The organism is Mariniluteicoccus endophyticus, from assembly GCF_054780035.1.
Genome location: NZ_BAAGXC010000001.1, coordinates 203,514 through 224,891, shown reverse-complemented (window position 1 = coordinate 224,891; position 21,378 = coordinate 203,514). Strand labels below are relative to the sequence as shown.

Here is a 21,378-nt window from a genome sequence, read left to right as displayed (position 1 = left end):
GAAGTCAGGCGGGGCCGTACGCGTAAAGCGGCGGCCCCGTCTGCTTTCGCCCCACCTCACCCCGCGTACCCCAACCCGCGTACACCCACTGGAAGGCAACACCAATGAAGTCCGTTGACACCCTCGGCGAGCTGAAGGGCAAGAAGGTCCTCATCCGCTGTGACCTCAACGTCCCGCTCGACGGCGACAAGATCACCGACGACGGCCGCATCAAGGCCTCGGTCCCGACGCTGAAGAAGCTCCTGGGCGCCGGTGCGGCCGTCATCGTCACCGCCCACCTCGGCCGACCGAAGGGCGAGGTCAAGCCCGAGTTCTCGCTGGCCCCGGCCGCGAAGCGCCTCGGCGAGCTCCTCGGCACCGACGTCCAGCTCGCCGGCGACGTCGTGGGCGAGTCGGCCCAGAAGCTGGCTGCCGACCTCCAGCCCGGCCAGGTCATGATGTGCGAGAACGTCCGCTACGAGAAGGCGGAGGAGTCGAAGGACGAGGCCGAGCGCACCGAGCTCGCCAAGAAGTACGCCGCGCTGGTCGGCGACAACGGCCTGTTCGTGTCCGACGGCTTCGGCGTGGTCCACCGCAAGCAGGCGTCGGTCTACGACGTCGCCAAGTTGCTGCCGAACGCGGCGGGCGACCTCGTGGCCAACGAGGTGCAAGTGCTCAAGCGCCTCACCGACGACCTGCAGCACCCCTACGTCGTGGTGCTCGGTGGCGCGAAGGTTTCCGACAAGCTCAAGGTCATCGACAACCTGCTGAAGAAGGCCGACACCCTGGTCATCGGGGGCGGCATGGCGTTCACATTCCTCAAGGCCCAGGGCTACGAAGTCGGCACGTCGCTTCTCGAGGAGGACCAGGTCGAGGTCTGCAAGAACTATCTCGTCGAGGCGGAGAAGGCCGGCAAGAAGATCCTGCTGCCGACCGACATCGTCGTCACGCCGACGTTCGGCGACGAGGCCGGTGCCCACGTGGTAGCCGGCGACGCGATCCCCGCCGACGAGATGGGTCTCGACATCGGCCCCGAGACGGCCAAGGCGTTCGCTGCCGAGATCGAGGCGGCCAAGACCGTCTTCTGGAACGGCCCCATGGGTGTGTTCGAGAAGGACGCGTTCGCCAAGGGCACCAAGACCATCGCCGAGGCGCTGACGAAGGTCGACGGCCTGTCGGTCGTGGGCGGCGGCGACTCCGCGTCGGCCGTGCGCCACCTGGGCTTCTCCGACGACCAGTTCGGCCACATCTCGACCGGCGGCGGCGCGTCGCTGGAATACCTGGAGGGCAAGGAGCTCCCGGGTCTCGCTGTTCTCGAAGGGAAGTGAACACCATGGCACGCACTCCGATCATGGCCGGCAACTGGAAGATGAACCTCAACCACGTCGAGGCCAACGGCCTGGTCCAGAAGCTCGCCTGGACGTTGAAGGACCTCAAGCACGACCCCGAGAAGTCCGAGGTCGTCGTGGTCCCGCCGTTCACCGACCTGCGCACGGTCCAGACCCTCGTCGAGGGTGACCGACTGCCGCTGGCGTACGGCGCCCAAGACGTCTCCGAGCACGACTCCGGTGCCTTCACCGGCGAGGTGTCGGCCGACATGCTGGCCAAGCTGGGCTGCACTTACGTGGTCATCGGCCACTCCGAGCGCCGTCAATACCACAACGAGGACGACGCGCTCATCGCCCGCAAGGCCCGCAAGGTCATCGACAGGGGCATGACGCCGATCATCTGCGTGGGTGAGGGCCTCGATGTCCGCAAGGAGGGCAACCAGGTCGAATACACGCTCGCGCAGGTCAAGGGCTCGACCGACGGGCTCACCGCCGAGGAGATCGGGAAGGCCGTCATCGCGTACGAGCCGGTCTGGGCCATCGGCACAGGTGAGGTCGCCACGCCGGACGACGCCCAGGAGGTCTGCGGGGCGATCCGCGCGGCCGTCGCCGAGCAGCACGGCCAAGAGGCCGCCGACTCCGTACGCATCCAGTACGGCGGCTCGGTGAAGGCCGACAACGTGGCCGACATCATGGCGAAGCCCGATGTCGACGGCTGCCTGGTCGGCGGCGCGTCGCTGAAGGTCGACGACTTCGCGGCCATCGCGCGGTTCTACGAGCCGTCGCAGGTCGGCTGATCGACGGTCTGAGTCACGGCTCGCATCCACGAGGGCGTCCGGGATCTTCCCGGGCGCCCTCGTGTTCGGTTCAATGGAGCCATGGAACCGACCAAGCCCACGCCCGAGCTCTTCGCCGCGATCGACGCCGCGTACGAACGCCTCTTCGACTCCCTCGACAGCCTCGACGCCGATGGCTTCGGTGAGCCCAGCCTCCTGCCCGGCTGGACCCGGGCCCACGTCGTCGCCCACCTCAACGACAACGCCAACGGGTTCGCCCGGGCGCTGGAGGGACTGGCACTGGGCCGCCTCACACCGGTCTACGCGTCGTCGGAGGCCCGCGACCAGACCATCGACGAACAGTCGCAACACTCTGGCCCCGAGCTGCTGGCCGAGAGCGGAAGCTCACAGAAGCGGTGGCGCTCGGTCGTACGCGGCCTCGACGCCAAGGTGTGGGGCTCGGAGCTGGAGCGTACGCCGGGTGGCGTACGGTTCCCCGTCGCCGTCGTGCCGCTGCTGCGCGAGCGGGAGATCGAGATGCACCACGTCGACCTCGACGTCGACTACGCCCCCGAGGACTGGCCGCGCGCGTTCGTCGACCGCCTGGTCGAAGACCTCGTGTGGGACATGGGGGAGAAAGCCGACGTCACCCTCGTCGCGACAGACACGGGGGCGCGCTACGACCTCGGCGCGGGTGGCCAGGAGGTACGCGGCAGCGCCGCACGGCTGGCCTGGTGGCTGGCCCGGCAGGACCCCACGGGCATCGAGTCCGCCGGGGAGCTGCCCGAGTTGGGGGAGTGGGTGCGCCGGCCGCGTTGAGCCCCGTCCGATCGCGTACTGACTGCGTCTGATGCCCGGCTCGGCGGGGGTATCGGTGGTTTGGTGATCTCCCCACGCGGGGTTACAGTTGCGCCGTGATTCTCGTGCCCCTGATGACCTGGCCCATCATGACGCTGTCGATCATCCTGATCATCTGCAGCGTTCTCCTGGCCCTGACGGTCCTGCTCCACAAGAGCCGAGGCGGCGGCATGTCCGACCTCTTCGGCGGCGGTATGTCCACCTCGCTGGGTGGCACCTCGATCGCCGAGCGCAACCTGGATCGCCTCACGATCGTCATCGGAGTCATCTGGCTCGGCTGCATCCTCGGCCTGCTCGTGCTGTACCGGTTCGCGTCCTGACCGTAAGCCTGGACGAACACATCCCCCCCTTCATCACCGGCCGTCGGGCCGGGGATCTTTCCTGAGGAGAACCAACGTGGTCGGTGGCAGCGCCATCCGCGGCAGCCGTGTCGGCGCCGGACCCATGGGCGAGGCGGAGCGCGGCGACGCGGCCCCCCGCCTGTACGTGTCGTACTTCTGCGCGAACTCGCACGAGACCCGCCCGGCCTTCGCGGCCGACGCACAGGTCCCGGAGTCGTGGGACTGCCCGCGCTGCGGTCTCCCGGCCAACCTCGACGCCGAGAACCCGCCGCCGCCGCCGAAGACGCAGCCCTACAAGACGCACCTCGCGTACGTGAAGGAGCGCCGTTCCGACCAAGAGGCCCAGGCCATCCTCGCCGAGGCGCTCGAGACGCTCCAGGCGCGTCGGAGGGCCGGCGAGATCCTCTACTGATCCGCGTAGGAGTCAGATCAGGCGCGCCGCGTCCTCGTCGATGCACCACACGGTGCGGCTCGTGCCGCGCGCGACGGAGGCAGGAAGGCCCTGTTCGCCCGCCAGCGCGCGGGCGACGGCATCGGCCTTCTCCTCGCCGGAGGCGATGAACCAGACCTCCTCGGAGGCGGTGATGACCGGCATGGTGACGGTGAGGCGCGCCGACGGCGGCTTGGGGGAGTTCTGGGCGCCGATGACCCGGCCGCCACGGCCGAACGACGAGTGGCCGGGGAAGATCGACGCCACGTGACCATCCACACCGATCCCGAGCAGGCAGATGTCGAAGGTCGTGTCGCCGAGCTCGCTGGCGTATTGGACCGCAGCCTGGGCGATGTCGGCCGTGGCACCGTCGGCCGCAGGCATCGGGTGGACCCGCGCAGGGTCCATCTGGATCGTCGCGGCGAGGATCGCCAGCGACTGGCCGGCGTGCCGGTGGGGGTCGCCCGTCGGCACGAACCGTTCGTCACCCCACCAGAACTCCACACGCGCCCAGTCGACCGTGGTGTCGTCCTGGTCGTTGGCCAGGCGTTCGTAGACGCGGTTCGCGATGCGCCCCCCCGTCAGGCACAACTGGGGTACGCGCTCGGGGTCCTCCTGCATCTGCGCGATGCGTAGGCGAAGCTTGCGGGCCACGGCCTTCGCGACGGCGTCGCCGTCGGGACAGACGACGACCTCACTCATGCCTCCGTCCTGTCCTCCGTCGGTGCCGCGGCTGCTCGTTTCGCGGTGGCCTTCCTGGTGGTCGCCTTCTTGGCCGGGGTCGCCTTCTTCGCTGCGGTTGCCTTCGGCGCAGACTTCTTGGTGGCAGACTTCTTCGTGGCCTGCTTCTTGGCCGGCTCGGCGGCCCGGCGCTGCTCGTCGCGGCGGCTGCGCTCGATGAGCTTGGCGGTCGCGGCCTCGAAGATGTCGTCGGCATCCATGCGCCGGAGCTCCTCGGTGATGAGCTCGTTGATGTCGCGCCGCTTGAGCGCCACCAGACGCTTCGGCTGCCCGGGCACGCTGTAGGTCGCCATCAGGCCGTCCTCGCGCTCGACGGAGATGTCACCGGCCGGCGTGGTGAGGTGGACCGACGTGATGCCGGGGCCGTTGGAGTTGCGGCGGTTGACCTCGACGCCGAGGCGGTCCTCGAGCCAGGCGGCCAGCAGATTCGCCGGCGCGTTGTCGCGGGCGCCGACGACGGTCGCCTCGGAGAACTTCGACGGGTACTGGTCGACGGCCGCCGCCAGCAGGGCGCGCCACGGGGTGAGGCGGGTCCACGTGAGGTCGGAGTCGCCGGGCTGGTGGTGGGCGGCGCGTTCCTCGAGCGCCTTCAACGGCGAGCGGGTCCCCATCGCGTCGGTGATGCGACGCGTCCCGAGGCGGCCGATGGGATCGTCGCCCGGGTTGAGGGGCGAGGCGCCGGGCCACCACACGACGACGGGGGAGTCGGGTAGCAGCAGCGGCAGCACCACCGAGTCGGGGTGGTCGGCCAGCTCGCCGGTCATGCGCAGGATGATCAGCTCGCCCGGCACCCCTTCGCCGATGCGGACCTCGGCGTCGAGGCCGGGCTTGCGCGCGCTGCCGGTGACCACGAGGAGGATGCGCGAGGGGTGTTCGCGCCCGGCCGTCATGGCGGCCTCCTGTACGCGCTTGTAGGAGCGCTGGTCGGTGACGACGACCATGGTGAGGACCATGCCCATCGCCGGGCTGCCTGCGCTGCGTCGGGCCTTGACGAGGGCCGAGGAGATCTTGGCCGCGGTGGTGTCGTTGAGCTCGATGATCATCTGTCGTCCTCCGGGTCAGGGCCTGCGCCAGGTGCGGCCGTCGCGGGCGAGCATGTCGATGGCGCCCTGGGGCCCCCAGGAGCCGCTGGCGTACGCCTCGGGCTGCTTGCCGCTCGCTGCCCAGTGATCGAGGATCGGGTCAAGGATCTTCCAGGACAACTCGACCTCCTCGCGCTGCGGGAACAGCGGCGGGTCGCCGAGCAGCACGTCGAGGATCAGCCGCTCGTAGGCCTCCGGGCTCGACTCGGTGAACGAGCCGCCGTACGCGAAGTCCATGTTGACCTGGCGGATCTCCATCTGCGTGCCGGGCACCTTGGCGCCGAACTGCATCGTGATGCCCTCGTCGGGCTGGATGCGCATGACGAGCGCGTTCTGGCCGAGCTCCTCGGTGTCGGTGTCGGTGAACGGCAGGTGGGGGGCTTTCTTGAACCCGAGCGCGATCTCGGTGACGCGGCGGGGGAGCCGCTTGCCGGTGCGCAGGTAGAACGGGACCCCGGCCCACCGACGGTTCTCCACGCTCAGCCGGATCGCCGCGTACGTCTCGGTGATCGACTTCTGGTCGATCCCGTCCTCGTCGAGGTAGCCGATGACCTTCTCGCCACCGGCCCAGGCGGGCGCGTACTGACCGCGGGCGGTGTGGGTGTCCATCTCGTCGGGCGACGGCGGGCGCACGGCCGCGAGGACCTTCTGCTTCTCGGCGCGGAGGTTGGCCGCCTCGAAGTTGGTGGGCTCCTCCATGGCCGTCAGCGCGAGGAGCTGCAGCAGGTGGTTCTGGATGACGTCGCGTGCGGCGCCGATGCCGTCGTAGTAGCCGGCGCGGCCGCCGATGCCGACGTCCTCGGCCATCGTGATCTGCACGTGGTCGATGTAGTTGTTGTTCCAGATCGGCTCGAACAGCTGGTTGGCGAACCGCAGCGCCAGCATGTTCTGGACCGTCTCCTTGCCCAGGTAGTGGTCGATCCGGAACACCGACTGGGGCGGGAAGACCGACGAGACGATGCGGTCGAGCTCCTGGGCCGACTCGAGGTCGTGGCCAAAAGGCTTCTCGATGACGACGCGGTTCCAGCGACCCGACTGCTCGGTCGCCAGACCGTGGCGGCGCAGCTGGCCGACGACGGTGTCGAACAGCCCGGGTGGCAGCGACAGGTAGAACGCGTGGTTGCCACCGGTGCCGCGGATCTGGTCGAGCTCCTGGATCGTGTCGCGCAGGGAGATGAACGCGTTGTCGTCGTTCAGGTCGCCCGGCACGAACCGGATGCCCTCGACGAGCTGGCGCCAGACCTCCTCGCGGAACGGCGTACGCGCGTGCTCGCGCACCGAGTCGTGGACGATCTTCTCGAAGTCCTGGTCGGCCCAGTCGCGGCGGGCGAAGCCGACGAGCCCGAAGCCCGGCGGCAGCAGGCCGCGGTTGGCGAGGTCGTAGACCGCCGGCATCAACTTCTTGCGGGACAGGTCACCGGTGACGCCGAAGATGACCAGCACGCAGGGCCCGGCGATCCGGGGGAGACGTCGGTCCTGCGGGTCCCGCAGCGGGTTGGGGTGTCGGGGGTCGATCACGGCGCTCCTCGGGTCCGGGTGGGAGTGGGGACCGGCGTGCGCCGCGGTGGCGGCGCACGCCGGAGGGATCAGGCCTGGTCGAGGGCCTTCTGGACGGTCTCGACCAGCTCGGCCCAGGACTTGTCGAACTTCTCGACACCCTCGTCCTCGAGGACCTTCACGACGTCGTCCATGTCGACGCCCACGGCCTCCAGCGCATCCATCGTCTGCTGCGCCTCGGCGTACGAGCCCGTGATCGTGTCACCCCGCACCTCACCGTGGTCGGCCACTGCCTGCATGGTCTTCTCGGGCATCGTGTTGACGGTCTGCGGGGCGACCAGCTCGACGACGTACATCGTGTCGTCGTAGTCGGTGTTCTTCACACCGGTCGAGGCCCACAACGGACGCTGGATCTGGGCGCCGGCGGCCTTCAGAGCGGCGAACCGCGGGCCGTCGAACTCCTCCATGGCGAGCTTGTACGCCAGGCGCGCGTTGGCGATCGCCGCCCGTCCCTTGAGCGCGATGGCCTCGTCGGTGCCGATGGCGTCGAGGCGCCTGTCGACCTCGGAGTCGACGCGCGAGACGAAGAACGAGCCGACCGAGACGAGTTTCGTCAGGTCGTGACCGCGCTCCTTCGCCTTCTCGAGGCCCTCGATGTAGGCGTCGATGACCCTCGCGTAGCGGTCGAGCGAGAAGATCAGCGTGACGTTGACCGAGATACCCTCGGCGATGACGGCGGTGATCGCAGGCAGGCCCTCCATCGTCGCCGGGATCTTGATCAGCACGTTGTCGCGGCCGACCATCTCGGCCAGCTCCTTGGCCTGGGCGATGGTGCCCTCGGTGTCGCGGGCCAGGCCCGGCTCGACCTCGATGGACACGCGCCCGTCGACGCCGGCGGTGTCCTTGTTGACCTGCGAGAACACGTCGCAGGCGTTGCGGACGTCGTCGGTCGTCAGGGCCTTGATGGCGTCGTCGACGCCATAGCCCCGGGCCTTGAGTTGGCTGACCTGCGACTCGTACGCCTCGCCGTCGGCCAGGGCCGCGGCGAAGATCGTCGGGTTGGTGGTCACGCCGGTCACCGACGACTCGGCGACGAGTTCGGCGAGGCCACCGGAGGTGAGGCGCTGGCGCGAGAGGTCGTCGAGCCAGATGGAGACGCCCGCGTCGGCGAGCTTCTTGAGGCGTTCGTTCATGATCAAGCCTTTCGGTTGTGGAACAGGGCTTGCGGGTGAGGCGGTCAGCGACCGGCCTCGGCGGCGTCGAACTCGTCGGCGTCGGCGGGCCCAACCGGGCCGCAGGCGGCACGGGGGAGCACGTCGGACGGCTGCTTGGCCGCCGCGATCGACTCCTTGGCGGCCCTGACGACGGCGTCGGCGGTGAACCCGAACTTCTCGAACAGCAGGGTGGCGGCGGCCGACGCGCCGTAGTGCTCGATCGAGACCGAACGGCCGGCGTCACCGAGCAGGTCGCGCCAGGACATCGAGATGCTGGCCTCGACCGAGACCCGGGCCTTGACGTCGACGGGGATGACCGACGTGCGGTAGGCGTCGTCCTGCTCGTCGAACCACTCGCGGCACGGCATCGACACGACGCGGGCGTTGACGCCCTCGCCGGCCAGCTCCTCCTGCGCGGCCACGGCGTACTGGACTTCGGAGCCCGTGGCGATGAGGACGACGTCGGGCTTGCCCTCGCAGTCCTTGAGGACATAGCCGCCCTTCGCGACCTCCGAGGCCTCCGCGAAGCCGTCGGTGCCGCGCGGGAACGTCGGGACGTTCTGGCGGGTCAGGGCCAGCGCGGCCGGTCGGTCGGTGTGGCCGAGCAGCGTCTTCCACGCCTCGACGGTCTCGTTGCCGTCGGCAGGGCGAATGACGTCGAGGCCCGGGATGGCGCGCAGCGCCGACAGGTGCTCGATCGGCTGGTGGGTGGGGCCGTCCTCACCGACGCCGATGGAGTCGTGGGTCCACACGTAGGTGACGGGCAGCTTCATCAGCGCAGCCAGGCGGGCGGTGGGGCGCATGTAGTCGGAGAACACCATGAAGGTGCCGCCGTAGACGCGGGTGCCGCCGTGCTGGGTGATGCCGTTCATGATCGAGCCCATGGCGTGCTCGCGGATGCCGAAGTGGAGTACGCGGCCGTACTCCGAGCCCGAGAACATGTCCGACTGGCGGTCGGCGGGCAGGAAGCTCGGCTCGCCCTTGGGTGAGGTGTTGTTCGAGCCGGCGAGGTCGGCCGAGCCGCCCCACAGCTCGGGCAGCTTCGGCGCGGCCTTGGTGAGGAACTCGCCCGACGCGGAGCGGGTGGCTACGCCCTTGGCGTCGGCGTCGTAGACCGGCAGGTCGGCGTCCCAGCCCTGGGGGAGCGTACGCGTCGCCATGCGCTCGAAGAGTTCGGCGCGCTCGGGGTTGGCCTGCTTCCATTCGGCGAACTTCTTGTCCCACGCCTTCTGGAGCTCGGCGCCGCGGTCGCGCAGCGCGCGGGTGTGGGCGAGGACCTCGTCGGAGACCTCGAAGGTCTTCTCGGGGTCGAAGCCCATGATCTTCTTGGTGGCCGCGACCTCCTCGTCACCGAGGGCGGCGCCGTGGGACTTGCCCGTGCCCTGCAGCTTCGGCGCGGGCCAGGCGATGATCGTGCGGAGCTGGATGAATGACGGCTTGTCGGTGACCTTCTTCGCCGCCTCGAACGCGTCGGCGAGGGCCTTCAGGTTCTCCTCGTACGCGCCCTCGGAGGGCTCGCCGTCGGCGCCGCGATCCTTGACCCACGACACGGTCTGGACGTGCCAGCCGTACGCCTCGTAGCGTGCGGCGACGTCCTCGGTGAAAGCGATGTTGGTGTCGTCCTCGATGGAGATGCGGTTGTCGTCCCACAGGAGCGTCAGGTTGCCCAGGCGCTGCGTGCCGGCCAGCGACGAGGCCTCGGCGGAGACGCCCTCCTGCAGGTCACCGTCGGAGGCGAAGCAGTAGATCTGGTGGTCGAAGATCGACTCGCCCGGAGCGGCCTCGGGGTCGAACAGGCCGCGCTCGCGACGGGCGGCCATGGCCATGCCGACCGCGTTGCCGACGCCGTTGCCCAGCGGGCCCGTCGTGGTCTCCACACCGTCGGTGTGCTGGTATTCCGGGTGACCGGGCGTCTGCGAGCCCCAGGTACGCAGCTCCTTGAGGTCGTCGATCTCGAGCCCGAAGCCACCCAGGAAGAGCTGGCAGTACAGGGTCAGCGACGAGTGGCCGCACGACAGAACGAAGCGGTCCCGGCCGGCCCAGTGCACGTCACCGGGGTTGTGGTTCATGACCTTCTGGAACAGCAGGTACGCCGCCGGCGCAAGGCTCATCGCCGTCCCGGGGTGTCCGTTGCCCACCTTCTGCACGGCGTCAGCGGCGACGACACGGGCGGTGTCGACGGCGCGGGAGTCGAGATCGGTCCAGCCGGCGGGGTAGAGCGAGGCGTCAGACATGTGACGGACTGTCCTTTCGATGGGTCCTGTGTACGGGTCCGAGCCTACCGTTGCGGGATCGTGACATGCACGCCCCACCCTGCGGCGGGCGGGGTGATGGCCCCGTGTCCCGCTACCTTTCCGGGGTTACGCCACGCGTCAGCAGAGGAGGGGCCGTGATCCAGGAGTCGATGGAGGCCGCCCAGGCCCTCGGCGACGGCGAGCTCGGCCTCGACGACGCCACCAGCGTCGTCGGCCTGGGCATGGCCGCACTGAACGCCTTCCTCGATCCCGCCGGTGCGCTCGTCGGAGCGGCGCTCGGCCCCCTGCTCGACTGGGTCGCCGCCAACGTCTCGTTCGTGAAGGAGCCGCTCGACCTCCTGCTGGGCGACCCGCCGGAGATCATGGGGTACGCGGGCACGTGGGGCCAGGCCTCCCAGCACCTCGCACAGATCGCCCAGCAGCACTCGAGCGCCGTCGCCGAGCAGATCCCGGGCTGGACCGGTGGTGCCCGGGACGCCTACCTGCAGGTGCAGGCCAACGTCTCCAGGGCACTGGTCGCGAGCGCGAAGCTGGCCCAGACCATGGCCCAGGCCGTTCAGGTCGCCGGCACCATCGTGGCCGTCCTGCGCGAGCTGATCTGGGGCATGGTCAAGGACCTGGTGATCTCGCTGGTCACCAACGCGGTCATAGCGGCCGCCGCCGCCATCCCCTCGCTGGGGTCTTCGCTGGCGGCCTACACGGCGTGGGCGTCGGCGAAGGTCAGCCTCGTCATGGGCAAGATCTCGATGGGCATCTCGAAGGTCTTCGGCAAGCTGTCGAAGCTGACGTCGAGGATCGGCCCGCTGTCGCGCATGTTCGCCAAGGCCGCAGCCGCCTTCGAGAAGATGGGCGCGAAGTTCTTCAAGGCGGCCGGTCGCATGCCCGACGGCACGAAGATCCCTGACGTGGATGCCCCGGACCTTCCTGGCACCAGTTCCGCGGGGATGGACCCGACGACGGGTGGGGCGCCCGGCTCGCCCACCGGTGGAGCGCCCGATGCGCCCACGGCCCCGGACGCCCCCAAGCCCGAAGCTGGTGGCTCCGTCCCGCCGGGCGGCACACCGCCCGTCGACACGCCGGACTCGCCCGACGCGCCCAAGGGGCCGACACCGGCGAGCCATCCGCCGTTCGGCGACCCGGAACGCATCGCGGACCCGGGCTCGCCCGTCAACAGCGGCGACCATCCCTACCTGAAACCGACCAGCGACGTCCCGGAGACCCAGGGGATCCCCGGCAAGCCCGACGGTCCGATCGGTGCCAAGGGCCCGTCGGAGACGCCGAAGGGTTGGCAGCCGCTCACCAAGAAGGACCTCAAGACGTTCGGCGAGACGCCGCGGCCGGAGATCTGGCCGAAGGGAGAGACCCGCTACCGCGTGGTGGGGGATAACCAGTGGCCCGGTGGCCAGTTCTGGACCAAGGAGCCACCGCTCAGCAACGACTACCTGCGTTCTGACCTGGCGGTACTCAACGAGTGGAACGGCGACCACGGCCTGGTGTCCTACTCCCCGACAGAGGACCTCCACGTCTGGGTGGGGCCGGCAGGGCCCCAGATGGCGACGGGGTCCGGCCCGGGTAACCTCGTCCATCTGCCTGGTGGTGGTGAGCAGGTCTTCGTCCCGCTGGGGACGATCCCCAAGTCTGATCTGGGCAACCCCGATCGCTGGTGGATCCAGAGCAACCCGTGGGGAGATGACTGATGAGTGGACAGGGAGTCAAAGCGATCCTCGGTGCCGCCGACGCGCTCTACGAGCACCTCGACACGCTGGGGGAGCCGGGAGCACGCCTGGTCTCTCGCACCCGGCAGTGGCGTGACGGGATCCTTCGTGCGTCCGACAGCGAATGGGCCCGGTTCTACGCCGACGCACTCACCGCCAAGCTCGCGTCAGGGATGGACTGGCAGCTGGGACCGGAGGAGGCCCGAGCTCGCGAGCTCCTCGAGCACCTGACCGAGGTCGTCGACCGCTTCGAGCCGTCGCCGTGGGCCGACGTCGATCTGCGTTCCGTCCAGGCCGAGGAGGGCATCGGTCAGGCAGACCTGGTGCAGGAGCAGGGGCAGCCGCCGCTCCACCGCTGAGGCCTGCCGATGCCCGCCATCAGCCGCACGGCTCAGGCCGGCGTCGCCCGTCTGGCGAGCTCGACGTTGTCGTCCTCGGTCTGCTGATAGGCGTCGCGGGTCTTGGCGAGACCCTCGGCCGTGGTCGAGACCGCGTGCGTGGCACCGTTGATGTAGTCGGCGCCCGCCTTGGTGATCAGCGACATCACGCCGGTCAGCACCGGGCTCATCAGCACGCCGTACATCGTCGGGTTGGGCGGCTTGGCCACCGCGCCGACGATCGCGCCGACCGACGAGGCGAGCTGGCCCATCGTGTCGGCGTGCTGGGAGATCTGCTGGATGTCGATCGTCTCGTCGGCGCTCATGGGCGGTCCTCTCGTGCGACGTCTGCGTAGCCGAGGTCGTCGACGACCCCGGCCAGCCGCTGCTCGGCCTTGGTGCGGGCGGCGGCGTACGCCTCCATCACCAGCCCGCCCACGCGCTCGGGGGGCACCTGGCGCACGGCGTTCTTGAACAGCAGGCGCTCGACGCGGCCGCTGGTGCCGACCTCGACGGTCAGCTCGGGCGTCTCGTGGGTGCCGACGATCGTCCGCGACGCCTCGGCCAGCTCGTCGGCGTTGGCGCTGATCGCCTGCACCTGCGCCTGCAGGTCGTGCTGCCAGGTCGTCGGGTCGCCCTGGGGGCTCAGCCGGCGGAACTCGGGGTGGTCGACGAAGCGCTGGAGGTCGTCGGGGGTGTCGTCGAGCATCGACAGCAGCGACTCGAACTGTGCGTCGATCGGCAGTTCGGGGAGCTCCTCGGCCTCGTCGACGGTCACCTCGACGCCGCCGGCACCAGGGACGGGCTCGGTCGGCTCTTCGGGTGCGTACGCCATGATCTGGGCGTCGAGCCCGCCGGAGCGGCTCGCGACGGCGGAGGTGAGGGCCCGCAGCGCCGCCTCGTAGGCGGTGGTCGCGTCCTGCGACAGCCTGACGGGGTTCACCGCGGCCCCGTCGGCGACGACGAGCTCGTCGAGCACGCCGCCGGGGGAGACGCGTACGCGGACGTCGCCCTGCTCGGCGGTGACGCCGAGGGAGGCCAGCTCGTGGGAGCGGGAGGTGGCGTCGGCGTACATGCGCTGGGCTCGAGCCATGAGGTCCGCGGCGTAGCGCTCGGCGTCGAGGGGCGTGGGGTCGACGGGCATGGAGGGCACGATACCGAGCAGCGGAGTCAGACCACCCCCGCTGCAGGGCGGGAAGTGCGGATTTCCGCACGATCCGTCGTAGACTCGGGTCTGATTACGTCCCTGACCAGAATCGAGAACCTGACCCGTGTCGCGTCTGCATGCCGATCCCGCGCCCACCGTCTCGACGTCGGCCGACGTCGCCGCCGGGGCCGCGACGTGGCTGGACGTGGTCAAGGCGTACGTCGCCCTGACCAAGCCGCGGGTCATCGAGCTGCTCCTGGTCACGACCGCGCCCGCGATGTTCCTCGCCCAGAAGGGCATCCCCGACCTCGCGCTGGTGCTGTGGACGCTGCTGGCGGGCTGCCTGTCGGCGGCGTCGGCCAACACGTTCAATTGCGTGCTCGACCGTGACATCGACGAGAAGATGCGGCGCACGCGTCGTCGCCCGATGCCGCGCCACCAGGTGTCTCCCGCGGCCGGCACGGCGTTCGGTGTGGTGCTGGCCATCGTGTCGACGGTGCTGTTCGTGCTGTTCGTCAACCCGCTCTCGGCGGTGCTGGCGCTCGCGGCCAACGCGTTCTACGTCTTCGTCTACACGATGTGGCTCAAGCGCTCGATGTCGCAGAACATCGTCTGGGGCGGCATCGCGGGCTGCTTCCCGCCGCTGATCGGCTGGACGGCCGTCGCCAACTCGGTGTCGCTCGCGCCGTTCATCCTGTTCGCCATCGTCTTCTTCTGGACGCCGCCCCACACCTGGGCGCTGGCGTTCCGCTACCGCGAGGACTACGCCAAGGTCGGCGTACCCATGCTGCCGGTGGTCATGTCCGCGCCGAAGGTCGCCGTACGCATCCTCGTCTACTCGGTGCTGACCGTGCTGACGTCGCTGGTTCTGTGGCCGGTGGCCCAGACCGGCTGGCTCTACCCGGCGGTCGCAGCCGTCGGCGGCGCGGTGCTGCTGGGGGAGTCCTGGCAGCTGCTGGTCCGCGCCCGCGCAGGCAAGCTCGACGCCGAGCTGAAGCCGATGCGCCTGTTCCACTTCTCCAACAGCTACCTCGCGGTCATCTTCCTCGCCGCCGCGATCGACCCGCTGATCTTCCACTGACCCGAACCTCGCAGACCTCCAGACAAGAGGCCGCGTCCGCCCAGCCGGTGGCCTGCGACTGGATGGTCCAGGACGGTTTCATCACGCGTTCATGAGCGCGCAGCGGCTCAGCGCTGGGACTCGACCCCGCGTACGCCCCACAGCAGGTTCGCCGCCAGTGCGGTGACGACGGCGACACCGATCATGTGCAGGGCGACGATCCAGATCGGCAGGCCGTTGAAGTACTGCAGGTAGCCCACGAGCGCCTGGAAGGCCGTCGCGAGGGCGAGCCACACCGCCGCACGCGAGCGGGTCTTCCACCAGGCCAGCGCCAGCGCGGCGCAGACCGCCCAGACCGACCAGGCGTGGGCCTTGGCGACGACCTCGAGGGTGAAGCCGGTGCGGACGGCGTCGGCGTCGCCGCCGTGGGGTGCCGAGCCGGTGACCAGCGTGCCGAGCACGACGGCGACCATCATCAGCCAGAAGGCCACCTTCGCCCACAGCGCGCCCGCGGGCGCCACGGACTCGGGGGTCAGGCGGTACGCCCGGCGCACGAGCAGCACCAGCAGCACGATCAGGGCGATCGACACCAGCAGGTGGGACGCCACGACGTACGGGTTGAGCTGGGTCAGCACGGTGATGCCGCCGATGAGTGCCTGGGCGGGGATGCCCATGGCCGCCCAGAACGACAGGCGCCGCAGGTCGCGCCGCGGCTCGCCCTTGTCGCGCAGGCGCATGGCCGCCACGAAGGTGCCGATCGCCAGCGCGACGAGCACGAACGTGAGCATGCGGTTGCCGAACTCGATGGCGCCGTGCAGGCCCATGCCCTGCGGGATGAGCGACTCGTCGGTGCACTTGGGCCAGGTCGGGCAGCCGAGGCCGGACTTCGTCAGGCGGACAAGTGCACCGGTGAGGATCAGGCCCATGTTGCCGACGAGGCTGCCGACGGCCCACAGGCGCATGTGGCGCCAGCCGGCCTCCTCATCTGTCGAGCCTGCGGCGGGGGCCTGGGTCATGACGTCCATCGGAACACCTTTCGAGCGACGAGTGAGCCGACGACGGCCCAGATGGCGAGAATGGGGAGCGACCACCACGCGGCGGTCCCGGCGGCACCCTCGCGAAACGCCTCGCCGAGGGCGGCGGTCGGCAGAGCGGCGACCACCCCGTGCAGCACCGGCGGGTAGGCGTCGGTCGGCCAGATCACCGCGCCCAGCGCGAGACCGGCCAGGTAGACGAGGTTGGCCAGGGCAAGGGTGATCTCGGGCTTGAGGACTCCCGCCATCGCGAGGGCGAGGGAGGCGTACGCGGCCGACGCGAGGACCGCGGCGACGAGGGCCACCAGCAGCGACCCCGCCGTGAACCCGGGGCGCCAGCCGAGCAGCAGCGCCACGACGATCAGCACCGCGACCTGACCGAGCGCGATCAGGCCGAGCCCGAGCGCCTTGCCGACGACGAGCCCGCTGCGCGTCAGCGGGGTGGCCGCGAGCCGCTCGAGCACGCCGTAGCTGCGCTCGAACCCCGTCGCGATCGCCACGGACGTGAACGCCGACGACCACAGCGCAAGCCCGAGCACCGACGGGGCCAGCGTGTCGATGCGGAGCCCGACGCGCGCGCCGAGGAAGTGGCCGCCGACGAGGATCGCGACGGGGATGACCAGGGCGAGGAGGATCTGTTCTCCGTTGCGCGCCAGCAGCGTCGCCTCGGTGAGTGCGTGGGCGCGGACCCGCTGGGGGCGGGGGGCCGGGCCGGGGGACGGGGAGAGGTCGAGCGAGCTCATGCGGCCCTTCCGGGGCGGGTCAGCTCGAGGAAGACGTCCTCGAGCCGGCGGCCAGCGGTGACCTCGGTGAGGGGCCCGTGGACGAGCGCGCGGCCGGCGTCGATGATGACGACCTCGTCGGCCAGACGTTCGACCTCGTCCATGTGGTGGGTGGTGAGCAGCACGCTCACGCCCGCGTCGCGCAGGCGCTCGACGAGGTCCCAGACGCGGTGGCGCACGTGGGGGTCGAGGCCGGCGGTCGGCTCGTCGAGCACGACGACGCTCGGGCGGCCCACGATCGCGCCGGCGAGGTTGACCAGCTGCTTCTGGCCGCCGGACAGGCGGCGATAGGTCGTGCGGGCGAACCCGTCGATGCCGAGCTCCGCGGCCAGGGCGTCGACGGGCAGGGGCGTGGCGTACAGCTTGGCGAGGTAGTGGAGCAGCTCCAGCGGGCGTACGCCGGACCACGCGCCCGTCGCCTGGGGCATGACGCCCAGCAGCCCGGCCGCGGTCGCCTCGGCCGGGGGGCGGCCCAGGACGCGTACGCGACCCTCGTCGGGTTCCAGCAGGCCGGTGCAGCAGCGGATCGTCGTCGTCTTGCCCGCGCCGTTGGGGCCGAGCAGGGCGGTCACGCGGCCGGGCTCGGCGAGGACGTGGAGGCCGTCGAGCACCGGGTGGCCCCCGAGGGCCAGGCGTACACCGGTCAGCTCGAGGGCGGCGGGGGAGTCGGGCACCCGGTCAGTCTAGACCGCCGTCATCGCCGGTTCCCGCATCTGTGGGGTGGGGTGTGCTCCACATCTCGATGAGCCATCGACGGGTCCGCTGGTGGCGTCGGACCCGCACGTCGAACGGGAACCGGCCGATGCCGGAGAACAGCACGGTCTTCGCGGGAACGCCCACAGCCCAGAAGATGATCTCGTGCTCCCACGGGGCCTCATCGATGCCTTGGAGGACGACCGATCCGGTCTCGTCGACCGAGCTGGGGCCGAAGTCGTCGACCGGGGGTCCGTCGATGTGGCAGCGGACGGGGGTGTGGGTCTGGTCGTGCTGGTCCAGGGCTCCGAATGCGACGAAACCGGGCCCGAACTTCACGGGGGTGGGGTACAGGTCGGTCTCGGAGATGGGGCCGCTGAGCAGTGTGAAGCCGAACGCGGTGGGGACGGTGCATTCCTTGATCACGAGGTCGGTCCTCCAGGGGTGTCTCAGGGGGCTTCTATGACTTCCAGGGTTCGGAATCGAAGGTACTGTTCGGTCGGTCGGGTCGGCCGTCGTCGGTTCCCGCATCGGCGAGGTGGGGCGCGCTCCACATCTCGATGAGCCACACCCGGGTCTCCTGGTGGCGTCGGACCCGCACGTCGAACGGGAACCGGCCGATGCCGGAGAACAGCACGGTCTTGGCGGGAACGCTCACGGCCCAGAAGATGATCTCGTGCGCCCATGGGGTGGCATCGGTGCCTTCGAGGACGACTGATCCGGTCTCGTCGACCGAGCTGGGGCCGAAGTCGTCGACCGGGGGTTCGTCGATGTGGCAGCGGACGTGGGCATGGGCTTGGTCGTGCTGGTCCAGGGCTCCGAATGCGACGAAGCCCGGACCGAACTTCACGGGGGCCGTGTATACGTCGGTCTCGGAGATGGGTCCGCTGAGCAGCGTGACCCCGAATGCGGTGGGGGCGGTGCATTCCTTGATCAAAGTCGGTCCTTCTCGTGGTCGTGTCTCAGGGCGCTTCTATGATTTCCGAGGTTCGGAATCGAAAGTGTATGGCGCCTCTTTCGAACCAGCCTGTGACGTACCGTTCGCCGGTCGGTCCGTCTACGCGAGGGGTCTCGTCAGATCGCGGGTAGCCGTAAGTGCTGTTCTCCCACCCCCGCGCTGACCACCGGTCGCGAATCGCTCCGCGAACGACGAATGCGCCACCGACTCGTGGTGCCCAGTAGATCGAGGCGGCTTGGCTGAAATGCTGCCCGCAACCGCCGTCCCTGAGCCCGCAGAACTCGTCACTGGTGGGATATCCAATGTCTCGCTCCCAGCCGAATCTTTCATACTTCTCAAGAATCGCCCCCCAAACCGGGTGGGCCCCCGCGGAAGCAGAGAAGTAGAGAAGGCCGTGCTGGAATCCTTGCACGCAGCCACCGTCGCGAAGTCCGCATCTCTCCTCCTCTGTGGGGAATCCCAATGGGCTCCTCTCCCAGCCCAAGGATGCCCATTTGGTGCGAATCTCTCCCCATATGGCGTGGGCGCCGGTTCCCGGTGAGTAGTAGATACTCCCCCTCTGGAAGTGTTGGAAGCAGCCCTGTTCCTGCAACCCACAGGCCTCGTCGGTCACCGGGTATCCGAGTGTGCCGCCCTCCCAGCCCAGCTCGCCCCATTTCTCCCTGATGGTGCCGCCAATGGAGTGGACGCCTGAATCCGGTGAGTAGTAGAGGCTGCCGTGCTGAAATTGCTTGAAGCACCCGTTGTCCCGGAGACCGCAGTGTTCCTGAGTCGTCGGCTGGCCAAGAAATGATGATCCGGCGCCCATTTCTTGATATCTGAGGTCGATCTCACTTGGGTCGACGCTGACGTCAAAGGAGTCTCCGGGGAGTATCCGTTGGGGATAGTATCCTTTGGTGTTCAAGTGCGCGCCTCCGGCACTGTTTTCCTCCAGGGGAATGGCGCACCGGCTGAAGCTGCCAGGGCCGGTTCTATGGGGGTCGTTCATGTTGCACCAGTTGAAGGATCTGGCGGGCCCTGTTCCTGAGTCCGCCCCTTGGGTCGTGGAGGCGAACGGGTACTCGTCACAGCTGACGGGGCCCCTGGGGCAGGCTGCAGCGCGGTTCGCGTTCCCCACGTCTTTGGTGGCACGGGTGAGCCGTGCGGGGAGTCCGCTGGCCAAGGCGTAACGGATGTGTCGGGCGTACTGTGGAAAAGGGGTTCCCGCGTGATAGGTCGGGATGTGGTATGTTCCTACCGCCTTCGGTAGAACGCAGCCCTCTTTATAGCCCTTTCCGAAGTGACCGCCGCCGTCGCAGCGGATAGGGTTGGCGTCGGCAGTCCAGTTGTACTCGTCCCCTGTCTCGGTGTCGCGCCACTTGAAGTCGGATATCAGTCCCACGCCCACGATTTCATACTCATTGGAAATCCCCACGGTTCCGGTCGTGATCATCTCGGCGGAGCCGGCTCCGAGCGAGTTCAGCTGCGAGGGGGTGGGGGTCTGACTGATGCGGTCTGCTCGAAGGATCAGGAGGTCGGCCTGGTGCCTGGCTCGATCGAATATCCAGCAGACCCGCTCGTCGGACTGATCTGAATCTTCTTCGTTGCTGTCAGGGAGTCATGGGCGACGGTAGTTTCGACGGTGACCGTGTATTCGGCGTGCCTGATCACTAGTCCGGTGTCGGAGTTGATGGTTTGGACGTCGACCAAGTCCCAGTAGCAGGATGCGAATCGCGACCGGTACGCGGTATTGGGGACTGCCGCGCATGGCGGACCAGCCCCTCTCGAGGCGGCGATCTTCTTGCTGGTCGCGCAGAGAATGATCCCCCTGACTCCTGATCGGCACCCCCCGGAGCCGAGGTTGGGGCTGCGTAAGCGGCCTTCTGTGGCATCCGGGCTGCGGTCAGAACTCACCTGGGGTCGAGGTGGGGGGGTATCCCTCGACACCCGCTTGGGCGGCGAGGTCACATCTGCATGAGCCGCAGGTGTGGTGGAGAGTGTAAGAGCGACGAGGAGTGAAAGGGGCAGCAACGCGACAGAGGCTCTCATCGTGGTCCTTGAGCGCATGGGGGTGGGGGGTGGGCTTCACCCTATCCGGCGTGGCTGGTTGAAGGCAACGGGTCCCTTTGGGCGGGTGGGTCTCGTGCAGCTCGACCGCAGACCGCAGTCAGGAACCCGGTCAGTCAAGACCGCCGCCGTCGCCGGCTCCCGCATCGGCGAGGTGGGGCGGGCTCCACATCTCGATGAGCGCCCGCACGTCGAACGCGAACCTCGCGTCCAAGGAGGCCAGGGTTCGGAACCCAGAGCATGGCTGCCTGGTGCCGGGTGTCGGCGGGTGAGGCTCACCTAAGTTGGACCCGAGGAACAATTAACGCAAGAATGGCGTTGTGAAAAGCATGCAGGAGACCGACGCCCCGCGCGTGCCGGCCGCCGATGCGGGTCACGACGACGCATCGACGCGCCAGCGCGTGATGCAGGCGATCATGCAGTCCGGGCCGTCCACGGCCGCGGAGCTGGCTGATCGGCTGGGGCTCACCCCTGCCGCCATCCGCCGCCACACGACGACGCTGATCGAGCAGGGCCACCTCTCGGCGCGCGAGCAGCGCGTCTACGGCGCGCGCGGCCGCGGCCGCCCGGCCAAGGTGTTCGTCCTCACCGACACCGGCCGTGCCTCGTTCCACCAGGCCTACGACGACCTCGCCATCGCCGCGCTCGCCCAGCTGGCGCGGGCCGGGGGAGACGAGGCCGTCGCCGAGCTGGCGCGGGGCCGCGTACGCGAGGTCGAGCAGCGCTACCGCAGCCTGCGCTTGGCCGACCCGGGGCGCAACCCCGTCGAGGTCCTGGCCCAGGCGCTCAGCGCCGACGGCTACGTGGCCTCGACGCGCCCCGCGCGAGCGGGCGAACAGCTCTGTCAGCACCACTGCCCGGTCGCCCACGTGGCCCAGCAGTTCCCCCAGCTGTGCGAGGCCGAGACCCGGCTGTTCTCCGAGCTCCTGGGCGTCCACGTCCAGCGGCTCGCCACCATCGCCCACGGCGACGGGGTGTGCACCACGCACATCCCGCACGTCACGGACGTCGAGATCGACATGACCAACCATCCGCGAAGCACGAACCACAGGAAGAAGGCCTGAT

22 protein-coding genes are annotated in these 21,378 nt (G+C 69.3%); 9 read left to right on the top strand and 13 right to left on the bottom strand.

Annotation, left to right across the window (positions count from 1 at the left end; all coding sequences use genetic code 11):
• Positions 1-104 precede the first annotated feature (104 nt).
• From ACYVGD_RS01035 to ACYVGD_RS01015, 5 genes are all read left to right on the top strand, one after another.
• Positions 105-1,307, top strand: a complete 1,203-nt coding sequence (locus ACYVGD_RS01035; RefSeq protein WP_460741102.1) for a phosphoglycerate kinase — start codon at positions 105-107, stop codon at positions 1,305-1,307.
• 5 nt (positions 1,308-1,312) lie between these two features.
• Complete coding sequence (tpiA, locus tag ACYVGD_RS01030; protein WP_460741101.1) at positions 1,313-2,104, top strand: triose-phosphate isomerase; 792 nt, start codon at positions 1,313-1,315, stop codon at positions 2,102-2,104.
• Positions 2,105-2,185: 81 nt separating this feature from the next.
• The gene (locus ACYVGD_RS01025) at positions 2,186-2,902 is read left to right on the top strand and encodes a maleylpyruvate isomerase family mycothiol-dependent enzyme (protein WP_460741100.1); all 717 of its coding nucleotides are present in this window, start codon (positions 2,186-2,188) and stop codon (positions 2,900-2,902) included.
• Positions 2,903-3,015: 113 nt separating this feature from the next.
• A complete protein-coding gene (secG, locus tag ACYVGD_RS01020; protein ID WP_460741124.1) occupies positions 3,016-3,261 on the top strand; it encodes a preprotein translocase subunit SecG in 246 nt (81 codons plus the stop codon).
• A gap of 76 nt (positions 3,262-3,337) precedes the next feature.
• The gene (locus tag ACYVGD_RS01015) at positions 3,338-3,694 is read left to right on the top strand and encodes an RNA polymerase-binding protein RbpA (RefSeq protein WP_460741099.1); all 357 of its coding nucleotides are present in this window, start codon (positions 3,338-3,340) and stop codon (positions 3,692-3,694) included.
• Positions 3,695-3,706: 12 nt separating this feature from the next.
• Here ACYVGD_RS01015 and pgl read toward each other — a convergent pair whose 3' ends face one another.
• From pgl to tkt, 5 genes are all read right to left on the bottom strand, one after another.
• Positions 3,707-4,414 (bottom strand): 6-phosphogluconolactonase, encoded by a 708-nt coding sequence (gene pgl, locus ACYVGD_RS01010; RefSeq protein ID WP_460741098.1) that lies wholly within the window; start codon positions 4,412-4,414, stop codon positions 3,707-3,709.
• Complete coding sequence (locus tag ACYVGD_RS01005; RefSeq protein WP_460741097.1) at positions 4,411-5,496, bottom strand: glucose-6-phosphate dehydrogenase assembly protein OpcA; 1,086 nt, start codon at positions 5,494-5,496, stop codon at positions 4,411-4,413. Before ACYVGD_RS01005 ends, pgl begins: the two co-directional genes overlap by 4 nt.
• 15 nt (positions 5,497-5,511) lie before the next feature.
• Positions 5,512-7,053, bottom strand: coding sequence for a glucose-6-phosphate dehydrogenase (zwf, locus tag ACYVGD_RS01000; protein ID WP_460741096.1), 1,542 nt, complete (start codon positions 7,051-7,053; stop codon positions 5,512-5,514).
• A gap of 68 nt (positions 7,054-7,121) precedes the next feature.
• A complete protein-coding gene (gene tal / locus ACYVGD_RS00995; RefSeq protein ID WP_460741095.1) occupies positions 7,122-8,225 on the bottom strand; it encodes a transaldolase in 1,104 nt (367 codons plus the stop codon).
• A 44-nt stretch (positions 8,226-8,269) separates the two neighbouring features.
• The gene (tkt, locus tag ACYVGD_RS00990; RefSeq protein ID WP_460741094.1) at positions 8,270-10,480 is read right to left on the bottom strand and encodes a transketolase; all 2,211 of its coding nucleotides are present in this window, start codon (positions 10,478-10,480) and stop codon (positions 8,270-8,272) included.
• 155 nt (positions 10,481-10,635) lie between these two features.
• On the opposite strand from tkt, the gene ACYVGD_RS00985 reads away from it, so the two are divergent.
• Positions 10,636-12,198 carry a WXG100 family type VII secretion target gene (locus ACYVGD_RS00985; protein WP_460741093.1) on the top strand — a complete coding sequence of 521 codons (1,563 nt, stop codon included), beginning with the start codon at positions 10,636-10,638 and terminating at the stop codon, positions 12,196-12,198.
• Complete coding sequence (locus ACYVGD_RS00980) at positions 12,198-12,575, top strand: hypothetical protein (RefSeq protein WP_460741092.1); 378 nt, start codon at positions 12,198-12,200, stop codon at positions 12,573-12,575. The genes ACYVGD_RS00985 and ACYVGD_RS00980 overlap by 1 nt, the downstream gene beginning before the upstream one ends.
• A 32-nt stretch (positions 12,576-12,607) precedes the next feature.
• Here the strand turns inward: ACYVGD_RS00980 and ACYVGD_RS00975 are convergent, their stop codons facing one another.
• Together ACYVGD_RS00975 and ACYVGD_RS00970 are read right to left on the bottom strand one after the other, a co-directional pair.
• On the bottom strand, positions 12,608-12,919 hold the full coding sequence (locus tag ACYVGD_RS00975; RefSeq protein ID WP_460741091.1) for a hypothetical protein: 312 nt from the start codon (positions 12,917-12,919) through the stop codon (positions 12,608-12,610).
• On the bottom strand, positions 12,916-13,737 hold the full coding sequence (locus tag ACYVGD_RS00970) for a hypothetical protein (RefSeq protein WP_460741090.1): 822 nt from the start codon (positions 13,735-13,737) through the stop codon (positions 12,916-12,918). Before ACYVGD_RS00970 ends, ACYVGD_RS00975 begins: the two co-directional genes overlap by 4 nt.
• A 127-nt stretch (positions 13,738-13,864) precedes the next feature.
• On the opposite strand from ACYVGD_RS00970, the gene ACYVGD_RS00965 reads away from it, so the two are divergent.
• Complete coding sequence (locus ACYVGD_RS00965; RefSeq protein ID WP_460741089.1) at positions 13,865-14,821, top strand: heme o synthase; 957 nt, start codon at positions 13,865-13,867, stop codon at positions 14,819-14,821.
• Positions 14,822-14,928: 107 nt separating this feature from the next.
• Here ACYVGD_RS00965 and ACYVGD_RS00960 read toward each other — a convergent pair whose 3' ends face one another.
• From ACYVGD_RS00960 to ACYVGD_RS00935, 6 genes are read right to left on the bottom strand one after another with little or no spacing between them, the layout of a single operon-like run.
• Positions 14,929-15,825, bottom strand: coding sequence for a COX15/CtaA family protein (locus ACYVGD_RS00960; protein WP_460741088.1), 897 nt, complete (start codon positions 15,823-15,825; stop codon positions 14,929-14,931).
• A complete protein-coding gene (locus ACYVGD_RS00955; RefSeq protein WP_460741087.1) occupies positions 15,813-16,577 on the bottom strand; it encodes an ABC transporter permease in 765 nt (254 codons plus the stop codon). Before ACYVGD_RS00955 ends, ACYVGD_RS00960 begins: the two co-directional genes overlap by 13 nt.
• Positions 16,574-17,290: an ABC transporter ATP-binding protein gene (locus ACYVGD_RS00950; protein WP_460741086.1), complete on the bottom strand. Its 717-nt coding sequence runs from the start codon at positions 17,288-17,290 to the stop codon at positions 16,574-16,576. The genes ACYVGD_RS00955 and ACYVGD_RS00950 overlap by 4 nt, the downstream gene beginning before the upstream one ends.
• A 4-nt stretch (positions 17,291-17,294) precedes the next feature.
• Positions 17,295-17,735, bottom strand: coding sequence for a hypothetical protein (locus ACYVGD_RS00945; protein ID WP_460741085.1), 441 nt, complete (start codon positions 17,733-17,735; stop codon positions 17,295-17,297).
• Between the two features lie 34 nt (positions 17,736-17,769).
• Positions 17,770-18,246, bottom strand: coding sequence for a hypothetical protein (locus ACYVGD_RS00940; protein WP_460741084.1), 477 nt, complete (start codon positions 18,244-18,246; stop codon positions 17,770-17,772).
• 25 nt (positions 18,247-18,271) lie between these two features.
• Positions 18,272-19,699 (bottom strand): NucA/NucB deoxyribonuclease domain-containing protein, encoded by a 1,428-nt coding sequence (locus ACYVGD_RS00935; RefSeq protein WP_460741083.1) that lies wholly within the window; start codon positions 19,697-19,699, stop codon positions 18,272-18,274.
• Between the two features lie 943 nt (positions 19,700-20,642).
• On the opposite strand from ACYVGD_RS00935, the gene ACYVGD_RS00930 reads away from it, so the two are divergent.
• Positions 20,643-21,377, top strand: coding sequence for a helix-turn-helix transcriptional regulator (locus ACYVGD_RS00930; RefSeq protein ID WP_460741123.1), 735 nt, complete (start codon positions 20,643-20,645; stop codon positions 21,375-21,377).
• The last annotated feature ends 1 nt before the right edge of the window (position 21,378 follow it).